The organism is uncultured Tyzzerella sp. (assembly GCF_963558545.1).
GTDB lineage: Bacteria > Bacillota > Clostridia > Lachnospirales > CAG-274 > Tyzzerella.
The window spans coordinates 42546-64004 of sequence record NZ_CAUWHO010000010.1 but is presented as its reverse complement, the minus strand read 5'-3'; the positions used below and the strand labels follow the sequence as shown (position 1 = coordinate 64004).

Annotated in this window: 22 protein-coding genes, 1 tRNA gene and 1 other RNA gene; 17 read left to right on the top strand and 7 right to left on the bottom strand. The window is 27.0% G+C overall.

Going from position 1 to position 21459, the window contains the following annotated elements; translation table 11 throughout:
- The first annotated feature begins 9 nt into the window (after positions 1 to 9).
- Positions 10 to 258 carry a TIGR03905 family TSCPD domain-containing protein gene (locus R5Z65_RS02640; protein WP_317366908.1) on the top strand — a complete coding sequence of 83 codons (249 nt, stop codon included), beginning with the start codon at positions 10 to 12 and terminating at the stop codon, positions 256 to 258.
- Positions 259 to 458: 200 nt separating this feature from the next.
- Here the strand turns inward: R5Z65_RS02640 and murC are convergent, their stop codons facing one another.
- Entirely contained in the window at positions 459 to 1850 is a 1392-nt protein-coding gene (murC, locus tag R5Z65_RS02635; protein ID WP_317366907.1) for a UDP-N-acetylmuramate--L-alanine ligase, read from the bottom strand.
- 444 nt (positions 1851 to 2294) lie between these two features.
- Here murC and spoVG point away from each other — a divergent pair, with 444 nt between their 5' ends.
- The 10 genes from spoVG to R5Z65_RS02585 all read left to right on the top strand — a co-directional run bounded on the left by spoVG (position 2295) and on the right by R5Z65_RS02585 (position 11678).
- Positions 2295 to 2588 (top strand): septation regulator SpoVG, encoded by a 294-nt coding sequence (gene spoVG, locus R5Z65_RS02630; protein WP_317366906.1) that lies wholly within the window; start codon positions 2295 to 2297, stop codon positions 2586 to 2588.
- 381 nt (positions 2589 to 2969) lie between these two features.
- Entirely contained in the window at positions 2970 to 4250 is a 1281-nt protein-coding gene (gene hflX, locus R5Z65_RS02625) for a GTPase HflX (protein WP_317366905.1), read from the top strand.
- A 12-nt stretch (positions 4251 to 4262) separates the two neighbouring features.
- Complete coding sequence (locus R5Z65_RS02620) at positions 4263 to 5249, top strand: hypothetical protein (RefSeq protein ID WP_317366903.1); 987 nt, start codon at positions 4263 to 4265, stop codon at positions 5247 to 5249.
- Between the two features lie 113 nt (positions 5250 to 5362).
- A complete protein-coding gene (locus R5Z65_RS02615) occupies positions 5363 to 6958 on the top strand; it encodes a potassium/proton antiporter (protein WP_317366902.1) in 1596 nt (531 codons plus the stop codon).
- A gap of 64 nt (positions 6959 to 7022) precedes the next feature.
- Positions 7023 to 7376: an arsenate reductase family protein gene (locus R5Z65_RS02610; protein ID WP_317366901.1), complete on the top strand. Its 354-nt coding sequence runs from the start codon at positions 7023 to 7025 to the stop codon at positions 7374 to 7376.
- Positions 7377 to 7388: 12 nt separating this feature from the next.
- Positions 7389 to 8639, top strand: a complete 1251-nt coding sequence (locus R5Z65_RS02605) for an aminopeptidase P family protein (protein WP_317366900.1) — start codon at positions 7389 to 7391, stop codon at positions 8637 to 8639.
- A gap of 3 nt (positions 8640 to 8642) precedes the next feature.
- Positions 8643 to 9347 (top strand): DUF2161 family putative PD-(D/E)XK-type phosphodiesterase, encoded by a 705-nt coding sequence (locus tag R5Z65_RS02600; protein WP_317366899.1) that lies wholly within the window; start codon positions 8643 to 8645, stop codon positions 9345 to 9347.
- A 1-nt stretch (position 9348) separates the two neighbouring features.
- A complete protein-coding gene (locus R5Z65_RS02595; RefSeq protein ID WP_334309013.1) occupies positions 9349 to 10212 on the top strand; it encodes a methionyl aminopeptidase in 864 nt (287 codons plus the stop codon).
- Positions 10213 to 10222: 10 nt separating this feature from the next.
- Positions 10223 to 10774: a sugar O-acetyltransferase gene (locus R5Z65_RS02590; RefSeq protein ID WP_317366896.1), complete on the top strand. Its 552-nt coding sequence runs from the start codon at positions 10223 to 10225 to the stop codon at positions 10772 to 10774.
- Positions 10775 to 10841: 67 nt separating this feature from the next.
- Positions 10842 to 11678 carry an alpha/beta hydrolase gene (locus tag R5Z65_RS02585; protein WP_317366895.1) on the top strand — a complete coding sequence of 279 codons (837 nt, stop codon included), beginning with the start codon at positions 10842 to 10844 and terminating at the stop codon, positions 11676 to 11678.
- Between the two features lie 80 nt (positions 11679 to 11758).
- Here R5Z65_RS02585 and R5Z65_RS02580 read toward each other — a convergent pair.
- The 3 genes from R5Z65_RS02580 to asnB form a co-directional block, all read right to left on the bottom strand.
- Positions 11759 to 11840 (bottom strand) — tRNA-Leu (locus R5Z65_RS02580).
- Positions 11841 to 11914: 74 nt separating this feature from the next.
- Positions 11915 to 12322 carry an HIT family protein gene (locus R5Z65_RS02575; protein ID WP_317366894.1) on the bottom strand — a complete coding sequence of 136 codons (408 nt, stop codon included), beginning with the start codon at positions 12320 to 12322 and terminating at the stop codon, positions 11915 to 11917.
- Positions 12323 to 12324: 2 nt separating this feature from the next.
- Complete coding sequence (asnB, locus tag R5Z65_RS02570) at positions 12325 to 14151, bottom strand: asparagine synthase (glutamine-hydrolyzing) (RefSeq protein ID WP_317366893.1); 1827 nt, start codon at positions 14149 to 14151, stop codon at positions 12325 to 12327.
- 241 nt (positions 14152 to 14392) lie between these two features.
- Between asnB and R5Z65_RS02565 the strand changes: the two genes are divergently transcribed.
- A complete protein-coding gene (locus tag R5Z65_RS02565) occupies positions 14393 to 15307 on the top strand; it encodes a chemotaxis protein (RefSeq protein ID WP_317366891.1) in 915 nt (304 codons plus the stop codon).
- An 88-nt stretch (positions 15308 to 15395) separates the two neighbouring features.
- Here the strand turns inward: R5Z65_RS02565 and R5Z65_RS02560 are convergent, their stop codons facing one another.
- Together R5Z65_RS02560 and R5Z65_RS02555 are read right to left on the bottom strand one after the other, a co-directional pair.
- Positions 15396 to 16382 carry a type II CAAX endopeptidase family protein gene (locus tag R5Z65_RS02560; protein WP_317366890.1) on the bottom strand — a complete coding sequence of 329 codons (987 nt, stop codon included), beginning with the start codon at positions 16380 to 16382 and terminating at the stop codon, positions 15396 to 15398.
- Entirely contained in the window at positions 16382 to 17596 is a 1215-nt protein-coding gene (locus tag R5Z65_RS02555) for an AI-2E family transporter (protein WP_317366889.1), read from the bottom strand. Before R5Z65_RS02555 ends, R5Z65_RS02560 begins: the two co-directional genes overlap by 1 nt.
- Before the next feature lie 159 nt (positions 17597 to 17755).
- On the opposite strand from R5Z65_RS02555, the gene R5Z65_RS02550 reads away from it, so the two are divergent.
- The 5 genes from R5Z65_RS02550 to R5Z65_RS02530 all read left to right on the top strand — a co-directional run bounded on the left by R5Z65_RS02550 (position 17756) and on the right by R5Z65_RS02530 (position 20877).
- Complete coding sequence (locus tag R5Z65_RS02550; RefSeq protein WP_317366888.1) at positions 17756 to 18853, top strand: HD-GYP domain-containing protein; 1098 nt, start codon at positions 17756 to 17758, stop codon at positions 18851 to 18853.
- 48 nt (positions 18854 to 18901) lie between these two features.
- Positions 18902 to 19351, top strand: coding sequence for a tRNA adenosine(34) deaminase TadA (gene tadA / locus R5Z65_RS02545; protein WP_317366886.1), 450 nt, complete (start codon positions 18902 to 18904; stop codon positions 19349 to 19351).
- Positions 19352 to 19361: 10 nt separating this feature from the next.
- On the top strand, positions 19362 to 20006 hold the full coding sequence (locus tag R5Z65_RS02540) for an HAD family phosphatase (protein ID WP_317366885.1): 645 nt from the start codon (positions 19362 to 19364) through the stop codon (positions 20004 to 20006).
- Between the two features lie 87 nt (positions 20007 to 20093).
- Positions 20094 to 20358, top strand: an RNA gene (gene ffs, locus R5Z65_RS02535) — signal recognition particle sRNA large type.
- 18 nt (positions 20359 to 20376) lie between these two features.
- Complete coding sequence (locus R5Z65_RS02530) at positions 20377 to 20877, top strand: hypothetical protein (RefSeq protein ID WP_317366884.1); 501 nt, start codon at positions 20377 to 20379, stop codon at positions 20875 to 20877.
- Positions 20878 to 21186: 309 nt separating this feature from the next.
- On the opposite strand, the gene R5Z65_RS02525 is transcribed toward R5Z65_RS02530, so the two are convergent.
- Positions 21187 to 21399 (bottom strand): hypothetical protein, encoded by a 213-nt coding sequence (locus tag R5Z65_RS02525; RefSeq protein WP_317366883.1) that lies wholly within the window; start codon positions 21397 to 21399, stop codon positions 21187 to 21189.
- Positions 21400 to 21459: the final 60 nt, after the last annotated feature.

Genomic DNA, 21459 nt, shown 5'->3' with positions numbered 1-21459 from the left:
AGTGATACTGTGAATAACTTTGACACAAAAGGCGTATGTGCAAAAAATATCCAATTTGAACTAGACGGTGATATTGTAAAAAGTGTAAGTTTTAACGGTGGCTGTAACGGTAACCTTAAGGGGATAGCTAGCCTTGTAGAAGGCTTAAAAGTAGAAGATGTTATAAAAAAATTAGAGGGTTTAACTTGTGGAAATAAAGACACTTCTTGCCCAGACCAACTAGCAAAAGCTTTAAAAGAAGCACTTATCAACAAATAATACACATATATGTTGATAAATTTTATTAAATTAATAAAATTTTTACTTTAGGTAAAAAAATAAAAGATAGAAAGTAAAAAAACATTGAATATTCAAGGAATTTTACTAGCTATCTTTATTTTAATATACCAAACAAGTGTTCGTAACACAATACTTTTATACATTATAAATGTTGAAAAAAATGTTGATAATGTGCAAAACTATTTACTTAATAACATTTCCCCTAGTAAATTCACATTTCCTGCACCCATAGTTATCAACATATCGTTATGTTGACAATTTTTTTCAATATAATTTTTTCCATCTTGAAAACTCTCTATATATATTGCATCTTTTCCAAGCTCTCGTATTTTATTAACTAAATCTTTAGAATGTATCTCCCCTGTGTCTTTTTCTCTAGCAGAATATATATCACATATTAAAATATTGTCTACATCTAAAAGAGCCTTAGCAAAATCATCTAAAAGAGCCTTTGTTCTAGTGTAGGTATGTGGCTGAAAAATACACCATAGTTTATTTATATTTTGCGATTTTGCAGCTTTTATAGTAGCTAAAATTTCTGTTGGGTGGTGGGCATAGTCGTCTATTATTGTAACACCATTAAATGTTCCTTTATACTGAAAACGTCTGCTTGTTCCTTTAAAATTATTAAGGCCTTTTTCTATACTGTCTTTATCCAAATTATAAAAATGAGCTAAAGCACATACAGATAAAGAATTATAAACATTATGCAACCCTACAACACTTAGACTTATATTATACATAAAATTATTATTGTAATAAGCATCATAGCTTGCACAACCAAATTTATTAAACCTAATATTTTTAGCTTGCCACATACTATCTTCACATTGTCCATATGTTATAATATTGCATTTTAACCCTTCTGTTATTTTTTCATAATCTTTAATATCAGCATTTATAACAAGACAAGCATCATTTTTTACTAAACTTGCAAACTTTTTAAAGCTATCATATATTTGGTTAATGTCCTTAAAATAGTCTAAATGGTCTTTATCTATATTTAATATAATTGCAGAATGGGGGTTAAACTTTAAAAATGTATCACAATATTCACAAGTTTCTAACACAAGGTAATCTTTCTTGCCAACTTTAAAATTGCTATTTATAGATGATAATATACCCCCTATAGATATAGTAGGGTCTTTTTTAGCTTGTAAAAATACTTCAGAAACCATAGAAGATGTAGTAGTTTTACCGTGAGTGCCTGCTATACATAAGGGGTATTTATATGCTTTCATTAGCTCTCCCAAAAATGTAGAACGCTCTAGCATTTTTACACCTAGCTCTTTAGCTCTTATAAATTCTGGGTTGTCTTCTTTAATTGCTGCTGTGTATACAACCAAATCTATATCTTTAGTAATGTTATCTTTATTTTGCCCTATATATACTTTAACACCTTTTTTTATTAAGTTTTCTATAAGCTCAGAGCTACTGTTGTCAGAACCAGATATACTATATCCACCTTCTGCTAAAAGTATTTCACAAAGGCCAGACATACTAACTCCACCTATACCTATAAAATGTAACTTTTTATAAGGAAATATATTTTTTATATTAATTTTATCCATATTAATTTTATCTCCTAACACATTAATATATTCTAGGTATATTATATATACATTAGTATATTTTATCAACTATTAATTATGATAAGTTGTTAACATAATTTTACAAAATATACTATTTTGTATAAAAATATAAATTTAAAAGGGAATTGTAAAAAATATTGTTTAATTTTTTTTATAAAAATATTTATTTATAATAAATATACAACATAAAACTAAAAAAATTACAAAAAAACACAAAAAATATAAGAAAATACAAAAAATATACATTGATTTTTTTATAAATTAGTTATATAATGTATTTAACAGCATATGGTTTTACTTACATATTTTAATACCCAAAATAATTACATAATTTTTAGGTATAAAGTAGAACCCCACTGTGTTAATACAAATGGCTTTTGTCTTTGTATACATTTTATTCTACTTTATAGGAGGAGATTATCTATGAACATTACAGACGTAAGAATTAGAAAAGTTAACCAAGAAGGTAAAATGAAAGCAATAGTATCTATTACTCTTGACAACGAGTTTGTTGTACACGACATAAAAGTAATAGAAGGTGAAAATGGCTTATTTATAGCTATGCCTAGCAGAAAAACTAACAATGGAGAATATAGAGATATAACACATCCTATTAATTCTTCAGCTAGAGAAACTCTTCAAAAAGCTATCTTATCTAAATATGAACAAGCTCTTTTAGAAGATGAAACTATGCAAGAAAGTGCTATTACACAATAATAAATTTTATCTATAGAAGAGGTTGTAGCCAAAGTCTACAACCTCTATAAAAAAATAACAAGGTTATTTTTTTAAGATAATCTAGGGTAGAAAAGCTGATTTCTTAGCACAAGGGCTAAATCCCCTTAAAATCTAGCTTTTTACACAATCCGAGGCAAAGCCCCGTATTGTGATTAAAATTTTTATACCCTATAAATAGGATATAAAAATGAAAAATAATTTGATTTAATGATATTTTGTCTTCAATATAAGCTATAGATTTTATCTATAGCATTTTTTATGTATAGTATGTACGGCTAAATATCTCTAGTAAAAAAATAATATATATGATATAATCAGGTTATAATAATTATCTAACAATAGATAAAAGGTGGGATTGTAATGGATAAAAACCAAACAAAAACATACGAAACAAAAGAAATAGAAGAAAGAGTAGTTTTAATTGGTATAGATAATGAAAAAGATTTAATGAATATAGATGCTAGCCTAGATGAACTAGAAGAACTTGTACAAACAGCAGGTGCTACTGTTATAGGGCGTATGGTACAAAAAAGAGAAGGTATACATAAGGCACATTATTTTGGCAAAGGCAAAATAGATGAGCTAAAAGCCTATGTAGATGAGCTAGGAGCAACGGGTATTGTATGTGATGATGAGCTTACATCTAGCCAAATGAAAAATATGGCAAGTATGCTAAAAGTTAAAATAATGAATAGAACTTTAGTTATATTAGATATATTTGCAAAAAGAGCAAGCTCTGCAGAAGGTAAAGTACAAGTAGAGCTTGCCCAGCTTAAATACAAGCTTACACACCTTGTAGGGCAAGGTAAAGATATGAGCCGTTTAGGTGGTGGTATAGGTACTAGAGGTCCTGGTGAAAAAAAACTTGAGATAGATAGAAGAAATATATCAGACAGAATAGCAGAGCTTAACAAAGAGCTTAAATATATAGAAAAACATAGACAAGTAATAAGAGAAAAAAGGCTTAAAAATAAACAACCAATAGTAGCATTTGTAGGGTATACCAATGCTGGAAAATCTACTCTTATGAACACAGTTACAAAATCAGACGTACTGGCTATGGACAAGCTTTTTGCAACCCTTGATACAACAACAAGAAAAATAGAGCTACAATCTGGTAGAGAATACCTTTTTACAGACACAGTAGGGTTTATACAAAAACTCCCCCATAACCTTATTAAAGCCTTTAGGGCAACTTTAGAAGAAACAAAATATGCCGATGTTTTAGTACACGTAGTAGATAGCTCCAATAGTGCAAGAGAAGAACAAATGAATATTGTGTATAAAACATTAAAAGATTTAGATTGTTTAAACAAGCCTATAATTACTGCCTACAATAAATTGGATAAAGATGATATAATAAGGCCTTTACCTAAAGACGATTTTTCTATGTATACCTTAGAAATATCTGCTAAAAAAGGTGATGGTGTAGAAAAACTTTTAAATACTATTGAAGATGTTGTAAAAAGCTTTAAAAAATCTATAAACATATTAATACCTTATGAAAAATCTAACTATGTTGGTATGATACACGGAAGATGTGAAGTTGTACAAAACGAAAATAGAGATGAAGGTATGTTTTTTGAAATATATGCAGATGAAGAAATGGAAAATAGACTTAAAGATTTTATCATAGTATAAGGATGTGATTTTATGAAAAATAAATTAATAATAATATTTTTAATACTTTCTCTTATTTCTGTAGGGTGTGGTAAAAAAAATAAAGAAGATACAACAGAGCCTACAAATGATACAACTACAACAACAGAAAGCCAAAATGATGATATTAAAATAGATGATATAAGTATTTTTACAAAAGATGCAGAAATACCTTATGAAAGATTTATAAAAAATGATGATGAAACTTCTGAAGAATACAAAAAATATAACAATACAGTAAATGATTTTATTGAAAAATTAAAAGAAGATAAATATCCATATTTAGAAAAAGATACAGATATAAGAATAGATTTTAATAACATTGATGTTAAAAAAATTAAAAATATTGATTTTAATAAAACATATGTAACAAAAGATAAAGATTACCATTTTAAAATAGATAGTAAAAAACTAACAATAGATGAAAATGGCTTTATAAATATTAAACATAGCTACGATGATAAAGATGAAAATTTAAAAGGTATATTATATGAAATTATGTTAGAGCTAGAAAATGAAACATACAAATATGTGTTTTCATTTAAAATAGATAACAAAATTGAAGAAGATAGCTCTATTTATTCTTTAACTGGATATTTATCACAAGATGAGCAAAAAATATATGATAGTTACAAAAAAGATAAAGATATAAAACATTTAGCAAACAATACACCTATAATGGTATTAAAGCTTTATACACAAGCAATATTAGACAAAGAATATAGCTTAGCATATAGTTTGTACCAAGACTACAATAATACTACCGAAGAAAACTATATAAAAATAATGGAAAGCTTTAGCAAAGAAACAAAAGAAGACTATATATCTAACTTAAAGGCAGCAGCAGATGGAAAATTTATAGAAGATACTAAAGAAAAAGGATATATAGAATATGAGATAGTAAAAGACCACCCAATGGCAATTGATATGATAAAAGATAGTAACGGAATTTGGAAAATACAATATATGCCAATACAATAATAAATAGTAAGGTTAGATTTTTATCTAGCCTTTTTATAATTAAAAATAATTGATAAAAAATATATTTAACTATATAATATTAAATATATAATAATTTATTAAGGAGGTATTAAATGGCAGTTTATGTACTAATAGTATCATTAATTATTTTTATATGTTTAATTCTTAACAAAATTTCTAGTAAACTAGGGCTTCCTACATTACTTTTATTTATATTTTTAGGTATGTTATTTGGCTCAGACGGAGTTTTTAAAATATACTTTGATAACTATGTTATATCGGAGCAAATATGCTCTATATCATTAATATTTATTATGTTTTATGGTGGATTTGGCACAAATTGGGATAAAGCAAAACCAATAGCTACAAAATCTATATTATTATCAACAGTTGGTGTAGTTTTAACATCTTTAATAGTTGGACTATTTTGTTATTATATTTTAAAATTTGGATTTTTAGAAAGTATGTTAATAGGAGCTGTTATAAGCTCAACAGATGCCGCATCTGTTTTTTCTATTTTAAGGTCTAAACGTTTAAACTTAAAATATAACACAGCATCACTTCTAGAGGTTGAAAGTGGTAGCAATGACCCTTGTGCTAACATACTTACAATAGTTATTTTATCTTTTATGGGTGCTCAAAATAACACAAATATTTTATATATGGTTTTTTCACAAGTTGTATATGGTATAGTATTAGGTATAATAGTAGCTTTACTAGCTGAATTTATTTTATCAAAATATAAATTTTCAACAGAAGGTTTTTCATCAATTTTCGTTTTTGCAGTTGCTTTAATATCCTATTCTGCTACAACAGTTATAGGTGGAAATGGCTATTTAAGTACATACATTACAGGTATAATTTTAGGTAATAAAGCTATTCCTAACAAAAAGGCTCTTGTAAACTTTTTTAATGGAATTACAGGGCTTGTTCAAATGTTAATATTTTTCTTATTAGGATTGTTATCTTTCCCATCGCAACTTCCTAAAATATTTTTACCAGCCCTTGCCATTGCATTATTTTTAACATTTATAGCAAGACCTTTAGCAATTTTTATAACATTAAAACCTTTTAAATGCCCAGTAAATCAACAACTTTTAATATCTTGGGCAGGACTTAGGGGGGCTGCCTCAATAGTTTTTGCTATAATACCTATTGTTAGCCCAGCATATACTCAAAATGATATTTTTCATATAGTATTTTTTATTGTACTATTTTCAATATCTATACAAGGTTCTCTTATACCATTTGTAGCTAAAAAATTAAATATGATAGATGATGAAAATGATGTAATGAAAACATTTAGTGATTATTCAGAAGAAATTCCATTACATTTTGTTAAATTATTTATATGTGAAAATCACCCTTGGGTAAATAAAAAAATTAAAGATTTACCATCACTTCCAGATATATTAACAGTATTAATAATTAGAAAAGATAGACAAATAGTACCTAATGGGGATACTTTAATTTTGGAAGGAGATATGGTTATACTAAGCGGACCATCATTAGATTATGAATCTTTTGGATATTTAACAGAAGTTAAAATAGAAAAAGATAACGATTGGCTTGGTAAGCCTTTATGTGATATAAAATTTAATCAAGATAAATTAATTATACTAATAAAAAGAGATAAACAAGCTATTATACCAACTGGTAAAACAATAGTTTTAGAAAACGATACACTTATAATAAGTAATCAATATTAATAAAATAATTGCTAAAATATATTTTTAAAGCTATAATTAATATTATAAAAAAGGAGGTAATAAAATGGAAAATTTATTTTTACAATATCCAAAATGTAGCACTTGTAGAAAGGCTAAAAAATGTTTAGAGGAAAATGGCATAAAATTTATAGATAGAGATATAACAATGGATAACCCTACAAAAGATGAGCTTAAAAAATGGTATGAAAAAAGCGGGCTTGAGCTTAAAAAATTTTTTAATACAAGTGGTGTTTTATACAGAGAAATGGGGCTTAAAGATAAAATTAAAGAAATGACAGAAGATGAAATGCTAGAGCTTTTATCAACAGATGGAAAACTTGTAAAAAGACCTATTTTAGTAAATGATAATAAAGTATTAGTAGGATTTAAAGAAGATGACTACAAAAATTTAAAATAACGGAGGTATGTTATGCAACATTTTTTTAAAAATAACCGTAAAAAAATAATAGGCTCTTTAAAAGAAGAAAAAGCAATTATATTTTTATTTTCTGGAAAAGCACAACATAAAACTTGCGACCAATTTTTCCCTTTTGAGCCAAATAGAAACTTTTACTATATGACAGGTATAGATAAACCCCATCTTATATATATGGCTATAAAAAATGGAGATAATATAGATGAAACTTTATTTATAGAAAGATATGACGAGTTTAAGGCTAAATGGAATGGTAAAACTATAAACGAAGAAGAAGCTACAAATATATCTGGCATAGAAAATATTAAATATATAGATGAATTTTACCAAGCTATTTCTACATCTATATTTAGAAACAACATAGAAACAGTTTATTTAGACTTAGAAAATAGATATTTAGACAAGAGCAACCGTGCTTTTAAAGAGGCAGAACTTTTAAAAGAAAATTATCCATACATTAATATAAAAAATATTTATAACAATATAGGCTATTTAAGACTTTTTAAAGAAGAACAAGAAATAGAATATATGAAAAATGCTATAAATATTACTAAAAAAGGTATAGAAAATATATTAAAAAATGCTAATCCTAATATTATGGAATATGAGCTAGAAGCTTGTTTTGACTACGAAATTAAAAGAAATGGCTCTAAAGATAAAGCGTTTAATACTATATTAGCTAGTGGACAAAATGCAACTGTGCTACATTATGAGGATAATAATGATAAAATAAACGACTGTGAGCTTGTCCTTATAGACTTAGGTGCAACTTATAAATATTATAATGCAGATATATCAAGAACTTTCCCAATAAATGGTAAATTTACTGATAGACAAAAACAACTTTACAATATAGTTCTAGAAGGACAAAGAAAAGTTATAGAGGCAATAAAACCAGGGCTACCTTTTAAAAGACTTAATGAAATATTATTAGAGCATTACCAAGAAGAGCTTACAAAAATAGGACTTATAAAAGATAAAAGCGAAGTATCTAAATATTATTACCACGGTGTAAGCCATTATTTAGGCTTAGATACTCACGATGTATCTGGTGGCTTAGGTGGAGATGATACGCTTAAAAAAGGTATGGTTATAACAGTAGAACCAGGACTTTATATAGCAGAAGAGAAAATCGGTATAAGAATAGAAGATGATATACTTGTTACAGAAACAGGTTATGAAAATTTATCTAAAGATATAATAAAAACTGTAGAAGAAATAGAAAATTTCTTTAAAAATCGCTAATTTATGAAAGAAACAGAGCTTTACAACCCTATAAAAAATTATCTTTTAAAAGAGGGCTATAAAGTGCAAGCAGAAGTTAAAAACTGCGACATAGCTTGTTTATATGAAAATAAACTTATTGTTATAGAAATGAAAAAGTCATTTAATTTAAAATTACTATATCAAGCTATGGATAGAAAAGCCTTTGCAGATAAAGTTTTTGTAGCTATTAATAGGCCTAAAAATTTTAGAAAAAAAGAAACTAAACATATGCTTAAAATATTAAAGGCTATGGATATAGGGCTTATTACAGTAGCTTTAGATAGCCCTTTAAAAACCGTAGAAATAGTTTTAAATACAAAAGATACCCCCTTAAAAAGAAAAACTAGAAAAAGAACAATAGTTTTAAATGAAATAAATAGAAGAAACATAGATACAAATGTTGGTGGTAGCACTAAAAAAGATAGTATACTAACTGCATATAGAGAGCAAGTTATTTTCCTAGCTTGTGTATTAAATAAAATTGAAAAAAGTAGTCCCTCAAATATAAAAAAACAATTTAATATACAAAATGCTAGTTATATTTTACAAAATAACCATTATGGATATTTTGATAAAATACAACGAGGGGTGTATACTCTATCCAAAAAAGGTAAAGATATGTTACAAGGTAATGAATTTAAGGATGCTATACAATATTACACTAAGGAGGTGGATAAGTTTGTTTAATATAGAACGTAACGAACAATGTTGGTGTGGTAGTGGTAAAAAATATAAGTCTTGTCATTTAAGAAAAGATGAAGAAATGTTACAGCCTTTTGAAAAACAAGGTTACCCATTACCAAATAAAAATTTAATATTAAATGAAAAGCAAATAGAGGGTATGGAAAAATCGGCAAAGCTTACAAAATCTATTATAGATGAGGCAGAAAAAATTATAAAAGAAGGTGTATCTACACTAGAAATTAACGACCTTGTACATAAGCTAACAATAGATGCAGGAGCAAAACCTGCCCCTCTTAATTATAATGGATTTCCTAAAAGTTGTTGTACATCTATAAATAATGTTATATGCCACGGTATCCCGTCTAAAAATGATATATTAAAAGACGGAGATATAATAAATTTAGATATAACTTCTATTTTAGATGGGTATTATTCCGATATGAGCCGTATGTATATGATAGGTAATGTTTCTGAAAATGCTAAAAAGCTTGTAGAAGTTACAAAAGAGTGCTTAATGGCAGGTATAGAGGCAGTTAAACCTTATAGGCCAATATCCGATATAGGAAATGTTATAAACGATATAGCAGATAAACACGGTTATGGAGTAGTTAGAGCGTTAACAGGACACGGTATAGGGTTAAATTTTCATCAAGAGCCTAACATTAATCATTATAGAACAGATGCTAAAACTATGATTATGGTACCTAATATGGTATTTACAATAGAGCCTATGATTAATGAGGGTACATTTGACTGCTATGTAGGTTCTGATAAATGGACAGTTTATACAAAAGATAATAAATTATCTGCTCAATGGGAGCATACTATTCTTGTTACAGAAACAGGATATAAAATATTAACTATTTAGGAGAAAACTTATGACTGAAAGAGAAAAAATGATAGCAGAACTGCCTTATGACCCATCAGATAAAGAGCTTTGTGAAATGAGAACTTATGCAAGAAAAATGTGTAAAGAATTTAATGAATGTAACCCAGAAGATAGCAACAAAAGAAAAGAAATTTTAAAAAATCTTTTTGGTAGCACAGGAGATAACATATATATAGAGCCTTCTTTTAGATGTGATTATGGCAAAAATATACACGTTGGGGAAGATTTTTATGCTAACTTTAATTGTGTTATACTAGATGTAGCAGAAGTGATAATAGGTAAAAATTGTATGATAGCACCTAATGTTGCTATATATACAGCTACTCACCCAATAGACCCAGTAGAAAGAAATAGTGGTACAGAATATGCTAAAAAAATTGTTATTGGAGATAACTGTTGGTTAGGGGGTAATTCTGTTATATTACCTGGTGTATCCCTTGGAGATAATGTTGTAGTAGGAGCAGGGTCAGTAGTTACAAAAAGTTTTGGAGATAATGTAGTGTTGGCAGGTAATCCTGCAAAAGTTATAAAAACAATATAAATAAAATATGCTTATAGTTTTTAAAAATTAAAAATAAGCAAGCTATTAAATTTAAAGGAGAAAATATATGGAAAGAATAAACATTTGGAATAAAGATATTCCTCTTTTTGATGAAAATATAAAAAATGAAGAAAATAAATTTGCAGGTACAATAATACCTTATTTAGTTGAAGAAGATGATGATGATATTAAAAAAAGAGGTGCAATGATTATACTCCCAGGCGGTGGATATGGCTTTTGCTCCGATGAAGGAGAAAAAATGGCAAGGTGGTTTAACTTTTTTGGTATAAATGCCTTTGTTTTAGATTATAGAGTTGCACCATATAAGCACCCAGCACCTATTATAGATGCTAAACGTGCAATAAGATATGTAAAATATAATGCAGAAAAATTTAATATAGACCCTAATAAAGTTGGAGTAATAGGATTTTCTGCTGGTGGACATTTAGCAGGCTGTGTTGCAGAATTTTTTGATAAGTTTGAGCAAGAAAGCAATGACGAAATAGACAAAATATGTGCAAAACCAGATTTAGCAGTTTTATGCTATCCTGTTGTATCTTTATGTGAAAGCTATACACACGAAGGCTCAGCACAAAACCTTGTTGGAGAAGACAAAGAGCTTAGAAAAATGTTGTCTTTAGAGAAAAATGTTAGAGAAGATATGCCAGAGATGTTCCTATGGCATACAGTAGAAGATGCGTCAGTTAATGTTATAAATACATTAGAGCTTGGCGTAGCTTTAAAAAACAAAAATGTTCCATATAGTCTTCATATATTTAACAAAGGTGCACACGGCTCTGTACTTGCAGAAAATATAGAAGAAACTAAACAATGGTCAGATTGTTTAAAAACATTATTAAAAAATAGAGGCTTTATAGATAAACAATCTTATAGATGGTTATAAAAAATAAATAAAAATCCACCCATTAAATGAGTGGATTTTTATTTTATACTTTTAAAATACTAAACTTTAAAATAAGTAAATGCCGCTGGTGGGATTTGAACCCACACGAGAAAACTCGCCAGATTTTGAGTCTGGTGCGTCTGCCAATTCCGCCACAACGGCTCATATAATGATAATTATACCTATATTTTAATAATTTGTCAATTAAAAATATAGGTATAACCATAAATTTATTTTTACATATTATCTTTTATACTTAATGCTATTTGCTCCATTTTTTTTGAATCAATGGTAACAGGTATAGATTTCATAGTAACAGTATCATTTTCTAGTCTAGGTATAATATGTATATGAAAATGATTAACTGTCTGTCCAGCTAAAGCACCATTGTTTTGTAATATATTTATATTTTCTATATTTAAAGATTTCCTTATGCTATTAGCTACATTTCTTGCAATAGAATATCCTTCTTTTAATGTTTCTTCATCTATTTCAAAAATATTTGTAAAGTGCTTTTTAGGTATAACAAGGGTATGCCCCTCATTAGCAGGAAAAGCATCTAATATAGCTATAAAGTTATCATTTTCAAAAACTTTTTTAGATGGTATATCACCATTTAAAATTTTACAAAAAATACAATCCATTTTTATGCCTCCTCAAAAAACTCGTTATGCCAAACTAAAAACATATATATTGTCCATATTTTACGGCTAAAATCTCCTTTACCTTGCTTGTGATTATCAAGATAAGCTATTATTTTATCTGTATTAAAATATTTTTTTGCTACATTAGATGAAAACGCGTCTTTTACCTTGTTATAAAACTTATCTTCTTTAAGCCATACTCTAATAGGCACAGGAAATCCAAGTTTCTTCTTAGTAGAAACCATCTCTGGTAAATATTCCTTAGATGCCATTCTAAAGATATATTTTGTAGCTTGCTTATTAACACGATAATCAGAAGGAATTTTACTAGCAACTTTAAACACTTCTTTATCTAAAAATGGTACTCTAACCTCAAGAGAGTTTGCCATACTCATTTTATCTGCCTTTAAAAGTATATCTCCTACAAGCCAAAGGTTTAAGTCTATATACTGCATTTTTGTAACATCATCTAAATGTTTAACCTTTTCATATAAAGGTTTTGTAATATCTGTTGTATCATATTTTCCAGTAGGAGATTTTAGTATACTTTCTCTTTCTTCTTTAGAAAACATATTAGCATTACCTATAAATCTTTCTTCTACATCTTTAGATGCTCTTATAAATAAATTTTTACCTTTAAATGAAAACGGTATTAATTTAACAATTTTTGCAAGTGCTTTTCTTATAGGCTTTGGCAAAACAGTTATAAAGGAAATATCAAAAGGCTCTTTATAAATATTATATCCTCCAAAAAACTCGTCTGCACCTTCTCCAGATAAAGCAACCTTAACGTGCTTACTAGCTAAATTTGATACAAAATACAAAGCTATGGCAGATGGGTCTGCTAAAGGCTCGTCCATATGGTATTGCACTTTTGGTATAGTATCCCAGTATTCTTGTGTTGTTATAGTTTTATTAAAGTTTTCTATACCAATTTTTTCTGATAAATCTTTAGCATAGTCTATTTCATTGTAATTATCATAATCAAACCCTACCGTAAAAGTTTTGTCCCCTTTAAATGTTGCAGCTACATAGCTAGAATCTACACCACTAGATAAAAATGAGCCAACCTCTACATCGCTTACCTTGTGCATTTTTATAGAATCTTGTAAAGTATTATCAACGGCTTTAATAGCCTCTTGCAATTTAATTTGTTGTGGATTAAATTCGGGCTCGAAATATCTTGTTATATCTACCTTGCCATCTTTATATTTTAAATAATGTCCTGGCATAAGTTTATACACACCTTTAAAGAAAGTTTCTTCTAATACAGAATATTGAAAAGAAAGATAGTTTTCTAAAGCAACAGGGTTTACCTCCTTTTTAAAGTGTGGATATTCTAAAAAGCTTTTTATCTCAGACCCAAAAATAAGGTTTCCATTTACATTGCTATAATAAAAAGGCTTTATACCAAAAAAATCTCTAACAGCAAAAAGCTCTTTTTTGTTCATATCATATATAACAAAAGCAAACATACCTCTTATATGTTTTAACATATCCATACCCTTTTCTTCGTATAAATGCACTAAAACCTCTGTGTCTGCTTCGCTTTTAAATATATGTCCTTTTTGTATAAGCTCTTCTTTTATTTTTTCGTAGTTATATATTTCACCATTAAACACTATAACTACACTTTTGTCTTCATTATACATAGGTTGAGAGCCATTTTCTAATCCTATAATGCTAAGTCTTCTAAAGCCTAGTGTAACATTTTCATCACTATGTATACCACTACTATCTGGTCCTCTATGTATTATTCTATCCATCATTTTTTCTATTATTTCTTCTCTATTTGATAAATTTCCAGTAAATCCAGTAAATCCACACATTAAAATGTCCCCTCCTAAGTGTATTATATACAAACTTTATCATAATTTTTTACATTATTCAACTATATTAAAAAACTTTTTTAATTTTTTTCATTTTTTTATTTGATTTATTCTATTAAAATGTTATAATATTAATTAGTATATATTTATTTTATCCATTATTAATTTAATTAAACTATAATATATATTAAGCTTAATTAATGTTATATTATTAAAATATATTTAAGAGGAGGATTTTGATTTGAATAACATATTAAAGCCAAAAATTCTTTTAGAAAGTGGTACTAACGAGCTTGAGCTTATGGAATTTACTATAGCAGGTAGTCATTTTGGTATAAATGTTGCTAAAATACTAGAAATTATGAAATATACTGCTGCTACAGTAATGCCTAATTCTAGCCCTTATGTAGAAGGTGTTTTTAAGCCTAGAGATGAAATAATGACTGTAATAGATTTGCCAAAATATATGGGGTTACCATCAACAGAAGACCCGACTAGAGATATATTTATTATAACTATATTTAATAATGTATATACTGCTTTTCACGTGCATACAGTAGAAGAAATACACCGTATATCTTGGGAAAACATAGAAAAACCAGATACTACTATATATAGTGGGGAAGAAGGCCTTGCAACAGGTATAGCCAGAGTAAAAGATAGACTTATAACTATATTAGACTTTGAAAAAATACTTGCAGATATTAGTCCAGATAAAAGTATACAAGTATCAGACCTTGATAAGCTTGGAGAACGTAAAAACTCTACTAAGCCTATACTTTTAGCAGAAGACTCTCCTCTATTAGAAAAACTTTTAATAGAATGTCTTCATAAATCTCAATATACAAATACAACTATGTGCTCAGATGGTAAAGATGCTTGGGAAACTTTACAAGAATATAAAAACCAACCAGGCCCTATTGAAGATAAGGTAGCTTGTATTGTTACAGATATTGAAATGCCTAAAATGGACGGGCATAGACTTTTAAAATTTATTAGAGATGATGATGAGCTTAAACATATACCAGTTATTATTTTCTCTTCCCTTATAAACGATGAAATGAGATTAAAAGGAGAAAGATTAGGTGCTACTGCTCAAATAACTAAGCCAGAAATTGCTAATCTTGTAAACCTTATAGATAAACATATTCTGTAATAAAATTACAGTAAAGCATTTATATCTAAAAAATAAAACAGATAGGATTAAATTCCATATCTGTTTTATTTTTTACTTAAATAGTTATCTACATATATATTTTTTTTAAAATTGTAGATAGTACCATAAAGGATAAATATACTAATATATTTACATAAAAAAATGTAGTAAAAATATTTGTTTTATCTTGGTTATTTTTTAATTGTTTATTTTCTTGTATCAACGTATCTATTTCTTTTCTATTAACCCTTACAAATAAAAATACTGCTAATATAAGAAAAGGTATAGAAGACATAAACTGTATAAAAACAGCCAATAGTTGTATAAAAATGCCTATGGGATTTGATAATTGATTTTGTGCTTGCTCCAAAATATTATATTCACTACCAGTTAGTTTGCTTTGTATACTTTGATATTTTATCAAAAAATAAGCCATTGTTATTTGTGTCCCATTAAGTACAAAGTGCATTAATATCCCTGCATATATAGACTTTGTTACTTTTACAGCAATAGCAAATATTATACCTGCTACCACTGTGTAAAAAAGTTGTGTAATAGTAAAATGTATCATTCCAAAATAAATGCTAGACATTAATACGGCAACTAATACTCCTGTTTTTTTATAGCCTGTTAATATAACACCTCTAAAAGCTAATTCTTCTGTTATAGCAGGAACTATTGCTACAGAAAACAAGGCCTTAGGAAGCCCTAAACTAGAAAATGAGTATATAACATCTGATATTTCATCTTTATGAAAAATATTAGTAATAAACCCTATTAATTGTAACATTGGTTGTATTGCAAAAGCTATAAATATTAATATAAAAAAATTTTTTATTGACAACGGCTTTAATGGTATAACATCTTTAATTTTTATCCTCTTTACAATAACATATAAGATAATAGGGCCTACAAGACAAACAGTAGAAAAAATACTTTGAGATATCCATATATTTTCTTGCGATAGTAAATCTGGGTATAACCTAGAAATTAAAAAGGATATTCCATTTCCCATAAATATAAAAAATATCATTAATATAAACATAAATACATTTGCATTTTTAGGATAATTCATTATTTTTCACCACCATATTTTTTATCATATCTTCTATCTACAAAACGATTAAATGTGGAAAATATAACGGCAAATATTGGTACACCAAAAAACATTCCTGGTGGTCCAAATATTGCCCCCCCTACAATTATTGAAAATATAATACCTATAGGCTTTATACCAATAGAATCTCCTAAAATTTTAGGACCTAAAATATTACCGTCAAATTGTTGTAATAAAAGTATAAATATTAATATCCATAAAGCTTTTAAAGGATTTGCTATATCAAATATTAATGTAATAAATATAACAGGAACTGCTCCAATAAATGGACCAAAAAATGGTATCATATTAGTAACACCTATTATTATACTTAAAAGCATTGCAAATGGTGCTTTTAGTATAGTTGCACCTACAAAAAATATAATACCTATTATTGTAGAGTCTATTATTTTTCCTACAAAAAATTTTTCAAATGTATTGTTAGATTCTTTGCAAAATTGTATTAAATTTTCTGATGCTCTTTTAGGTAATATAGCACAAACTATTTTTCTGCTTCTTTCTCCTATAGCTTCTTTGTCAAATAATATATAAATTGATATAACTATGCCTAATACTACATTTAATAAAATAGATGCTATATTAAGTGTACTTGATAATATCCTCTTTATATAATATGGAAATTGCTCTATAAATCCCATTAAAAAATTTTGAATGTATACAAATACTTCTGATATTACAGTGTCATCTATTGGGATATTTTCTTTTAACATTTTATCAAATGCATTTGTATCAAATGTTTTAAAATAATCGGATACATCTATTATGCTTTTTCGTATTTCTGGTATAAGATAACTTATAAGCCATATTAAAAAGCTAAATAATATAACATAAGCTGTAGTTATAGAAATTCCTCTTTTTAGTTTTTTCCTATTATCTAAATATCTTATTTTAGATAATATCTTATTTTCTAAAAATTTTAAACTAGAGTTTAATATATATGCTATACCTATACCGTATATAAAAGGCGCTAAAATATCTTTAGCCTCTTTTATTGTAACAGAAATGTCTAACTTTGAAGAAGAACGATAAAAAATTATAGTTATTATAGCTACTAAGATTAAGCATAATCCAAGCTTAAAGTATTTTTTGTTATTTTTTATAAAGTTTTGAGATTTTATAAAAACACCTCCTAAAAATTGTATATTATATATAATACAATATATTTTATACAATTTCTATATAAAATTAAAAATTTTTATGCTATAATTTATATATATACTATTGCTTAATACTATACTTTAATGTTATACTATAATAAACGAATAAATTTTTAAATTTTTAAATTTAAAATTTAAAATATATACTTTAAATTTTAAGAAAGGCGGTTGCTTATGTATAACTTAAATACTAAAAAAATAAATATTTCAGATGCAAAGCCTAATATGATTTTAGCTAAAAATGTTGTATCAAATTCTGGTAATATAATACTAGCTAAAAATACTATGATTAGTGATATTAATTACAATAAATTAAAAGATATGGGTATAAAATATATAACTATATTTGAAAAAGATGATAATATTAATGATTCTTTTGACGAAGATGTTTTATTAGAAAATAAAGAATGTGAAAAAATTGAAGATAGAAAAGAATTTAAACAGTTTAAAAAAGTCTATGAAGATAAAATAGAAAAACTAGAAAATCAATTTATAGCTATAGGAAAGGGTGTTGGGGTTGAAATAGATAACCTTTATTCTATGGTTATAGATATAGTAGATAGTGTAAACTGTAAAAATGATGTTTTTTCTTATTTAGGTCATCTAAAATCCCAGGATATACACACATATGCTCACTGTTTAAATGTTAGCCTTATATGTAACCTTTTTGGCTTATGGCTAGGTTATTCTGGAGATGATTTAAAAATACTTACAGTTGCTGGTATATTACACGATATAGGCAAAACTCAAGTTGATGAAAACATTATAAAAAAACCAGAAAAACTTACAGAAGTAGAATATGACCATATCAAAAAACACGCATACTTAGGGTATAATATAGTTAAAAACTTAAATATACCAGAAGAAATTAAATTAGGCGTATTAATGCATCACGAAAAAATAGATGGCTCTGGCTATCCTTTAGGCTTAACAAATAACAAAATATCTTCAACTGCTAAAATAATTGCTATATGTGATATATACGAAGCTATGACAGCAGATAGGGTATATAGACCAAAAATATGTCCTTTTGAAGTTATAAGAAATTTTGAACAAAATAGCTATGAACTGTTAGACACACCTCTTCTTTTGGCATTTTTACAAAACATTGTATATACTTATGTAGGTAGCCAAGTTATGCTATCAGACGGTAGAAAAGCTGAGGTAGTGTTTATAAATCAAGCAAATTTATCTAAACCTATTGTAAAATGCTGTGAAGACTTTATAGATTTATCTCAAGAAAAAGATTTATATATAAAACACATATTATAAGCAAGGAAATACCTTGCTTTTTATATTTACATAAAAGAAGGTGTAAAAGTGGACTATAATTTTTTTATGAAAGAAGCTTACAAAGAAGCTATTAAAGCATATAATATAAATGAAGTTCCTATAGGGTGTGTTATTGTTTATAATAATAGCATAATATCCAGAGGATATAATAAAAGAAATATCGAAAAAAATTCTTTAAAGCACGCAGAAATAATAGCAATAGATAAAGCTTGCAACATAATAGGAGATTGGAGGTTAGAAGGTTGTACATTATTTGTAACCGTAGAGCCTTGTCCTATGTGTGCTGGTGCCATTTTACAGTCTAGGATAGATAGAGTTGTATTTGCTACAAAAAATAATAAAGCTGGTTGCTGTGGCTCTATATTAAACCTTTTAGATAATAAAAATTTTAACCATACAGTTGAAATAATAGATGGTATATTATCTGAAGATTGTAGTATGTTAATGAAAAAATTTTTTAAAAAATTAAGAAAGTAGGATAATATTAATGATAGATTATAAAGGTGTTATATTCGATTTAGATGGTACTATATTAGATTCTTTACACGTATGGAAAAAAGTAGATAAAGTATTTTTTGAAAAACAAAATTTAACTTTACCCTTTGACTATGAATATAATATTAAAAGTATGACTCTTTTAGAGGCAGCAGAATATACAAAAAAAATATGTGGCATAGACAATAGCATACAAGAAATTATAGAACAATGGAAAGATATAGCCTATGATGAATACAAAAATAATGTTACTCTAAAAAAAGGTGTTTATGAATATCTGTTATTTTTAAAAAAACATAATATAAAAATGGGTGTTGCAACAGCTTGTGAAAAAAATCTTTATGAAGTTTGCCTAAAAGCTAATAATATATATGACTTTTTTGATACTATAGTAGATTCTACATATGTAGATAGAGGAAAAAACTACCCTGATATATATGAGCTTTGTGCAAAAAATTTAAAACTAGATAGTAAAGACATTATTGTTTTTGAAGATATTATAGAAGCTGTTAAAGGGGCTAAAAAAGCTGGTATGAGAGTATATGCAGTATACGATAAAAATAGCGTAGAAAATATAGAAGAGCTTATAAAAGAAAGCGATGAATATATTACCGACTTTAGAGAATTAATTGTTTAAAATTGTACTATTTTAAAAATATTTTAACATTGACAAATTAACTAACAACCTATATAATATAAACATATTATTATGTTTTAAAGTTTCTCGTGCTAGTTGGGGAGGTAGCGGTGCCTTGTAACCTACAATCCGCTATAGTAGGGACGATGTCTTATCTAAGGCTTTCTTTTTTTAGGTCTGCCCTGTAAAAGTGGTGTTGACGACTTAGTCTTACGCAATAGATGCTTGCGAACCGTGTCAGGTCTTGACGGAAGCAGCACTAAGCAAGATTTTCTATGTGCCGTAAGGGTGCTGGGTTTGAGCTAACTATACAGGTAACGCTAGGGGAAGTCTGTCGAAGATAGATGCACGGGATTTTATATATTTAGGAGTGATTATTATTCTAAAAAACGAATTTTTAATTAATGATAACATTTTAAAAGAATATATAGTTAAGATTGCCTGTAAAAATATACTTATTTACGGCACTTTTTTTAGTTTTGCAAGTTTTATATTATCTGTACTATCTATAAGACAAAACCATACGTTTCAATTAGGCTTATACCTTGCAATTTTTATAGTATTATTATTAACCACTTATATTACACCTTTTTTACTTTATAAACAAATAAAAAAACAAGGTAAAATATTACATAATAATAAAACATATAAAACTATAACCACATTTGATGATAAAATATATTTTAACGAGGGTTCTTTTTCTACTACCTTTGAATATAAGCAAATAACAAAAGTATACAAACTTAAAACTTGTTATGTATTAATGGCTGGTAAAATACCAATTATAATAGAGCAAAATTCGTTTATAGATGCTACATTAGAAGATTTTTTACAATTAATAAAAGAAAAGTGTATAGGCTTAAAAATTTAACCTATACACTTAAGGTTGTAGAAAAAGTCCACAACCTAATCAAAAAAATAACAAGTTTATTTTTTTGAGATACTCTAGGGTAAAAAAGCTGATTTCTGCGTACAAGGGCTAAAGCCCCTTAAACTCTAGCTTTTTACACAATTCGAGGCAAAGCCACGTATTGTGATTAAAATTTTTATCTCCTATAAACATAGGAGATAAAAATGAAAAAAAATTTACCTAATAATATTTTATATACAGTATAAAGTGTATAGGCTTAAAAAATTTAACCTATACACTTTTTTATTTCAATTAAAAAAAATTTGATTATTAGTTATTTAAATTGTCTGTTAATATTTCTATAATTTCTTGTTTAGACAAACATTCTTTATATTTAGGGTGAGATTTAAGCATATTTAATAATTCATCTTTTGATTTACTTAATAGCCCATTTTTTATTAGTTCTTCTTCACCTTTTAATATATCAATACATTTGCCCATTTCTTCTTCATCTTTAATAATAAAACTTTCTTTTTTATCCATATATATCCTCCTTAAAAATATTTATATTATATATTTTTAAATAAAAGGACATATTTTATA

Coding starts and splice junctions, on each gene's coding strand:
- murC (WP_317366907.1), bottom strand. CDS start 1,850: ATGGATAAAATTAATATAAAAAATATATTTCCTTATAAAAAGTTACAT.
- spoVG (WP_317366906.1), top strand. CDS start 2,295: ATGAACATTACAGACGTAAGAATTAGAAAAGTTAACCAAGAAGGTAAA.
- hflX (WP_317366905.1), top strand. CDS start 2,970: ATGGATAAAAACCAAACAAAAACATACGAAACAAAAGAAATAGAAGAA.
- R5Z65_RS02620 (WP_317366903.1), top strand. CDS start 4,263: ATGAAAAATAAATTAATAATAATATTTTTAATACTTTCTCTTATTTCT.
- R5Z65_RS02615 (WP_317366902.1), top strand. CDS start 5,363: ATGGCAGTTTATGTACTAATAGTATCATTAATTATTTTTATATGTTTA.
- R5Z65_RS02610 (WP_317366901.1), top strand. CDS start 7,023: ATGGAAAATTTATTTTTACAATATCCAAAATGTAGCACTTGTAGAAAG.
- R5Z65_RS02605 (WP_317366900.1), top strand. CDS start 7,389: ATGCAACATTTTTTTAAAAATAACCGTAAAAAAATAATAGGCTCTTTA.
- R5Z65_RS02600 (WP_317366899.1), top strand. CDS start 8,643: ATGAAAGAAACAGAGCTTTACAACCCTATAAAAAATTATCTTTTAAAA.
- R5Z65_RS02590 (WP_317366896.1), top strand. CDS start 10,223: ATGACTGAAAGAGAAAAAATGATAGCAGAACTGCCTTATGACCCATCA.
- R5Z65_RS02585 (WP_317366895.1), top strand. CDS start 10,842: ATGGAAAGAATAAACATTTGGAATAAAGATATTCCTCTTTTTGATGAA.
- R5Z65_RS02575 (WP_317366894.1), bottom strand. CDS start 12,322: ATGGATTGTATTTTTTGTAAAATTTTAAATGGTGATATACCATCTAAA.
- asnB (WP_317366893.1), bottom strand. CDS start 14,151: ATGTGTGGATTTACTGGATTTACTGGAAATTTATCAAATAGAGAAGAA.
- R5Z65_RS02560 (WP_317366890.1), bottom strand. CDS start 16,382: ATGAATTATCCTAAAAATGCAAATGTATTTATGTTTATATTAATGATA.
- R5Z65_RS02550 (WP_317366888.1), top strand. CDS start 17,756: ATGTATAACTTAAATACTAAAAAAATAAATATTTCAGATGCAAAGCCT.
- R5Z65_RS02540 (WP_317366885.1), top strand. CDS start 19,362: ATGATAGATTATAAAGGTGTTATATTCGATTTAGATGGTACTATATTA.
- R5Z65_RS02525 (WP_317366883.1), bottom strand. CDS start 21,399: ATGGATAAAAAAGAAAGTTTTATTATTAAAGATGAAGAAGAAATGGGC.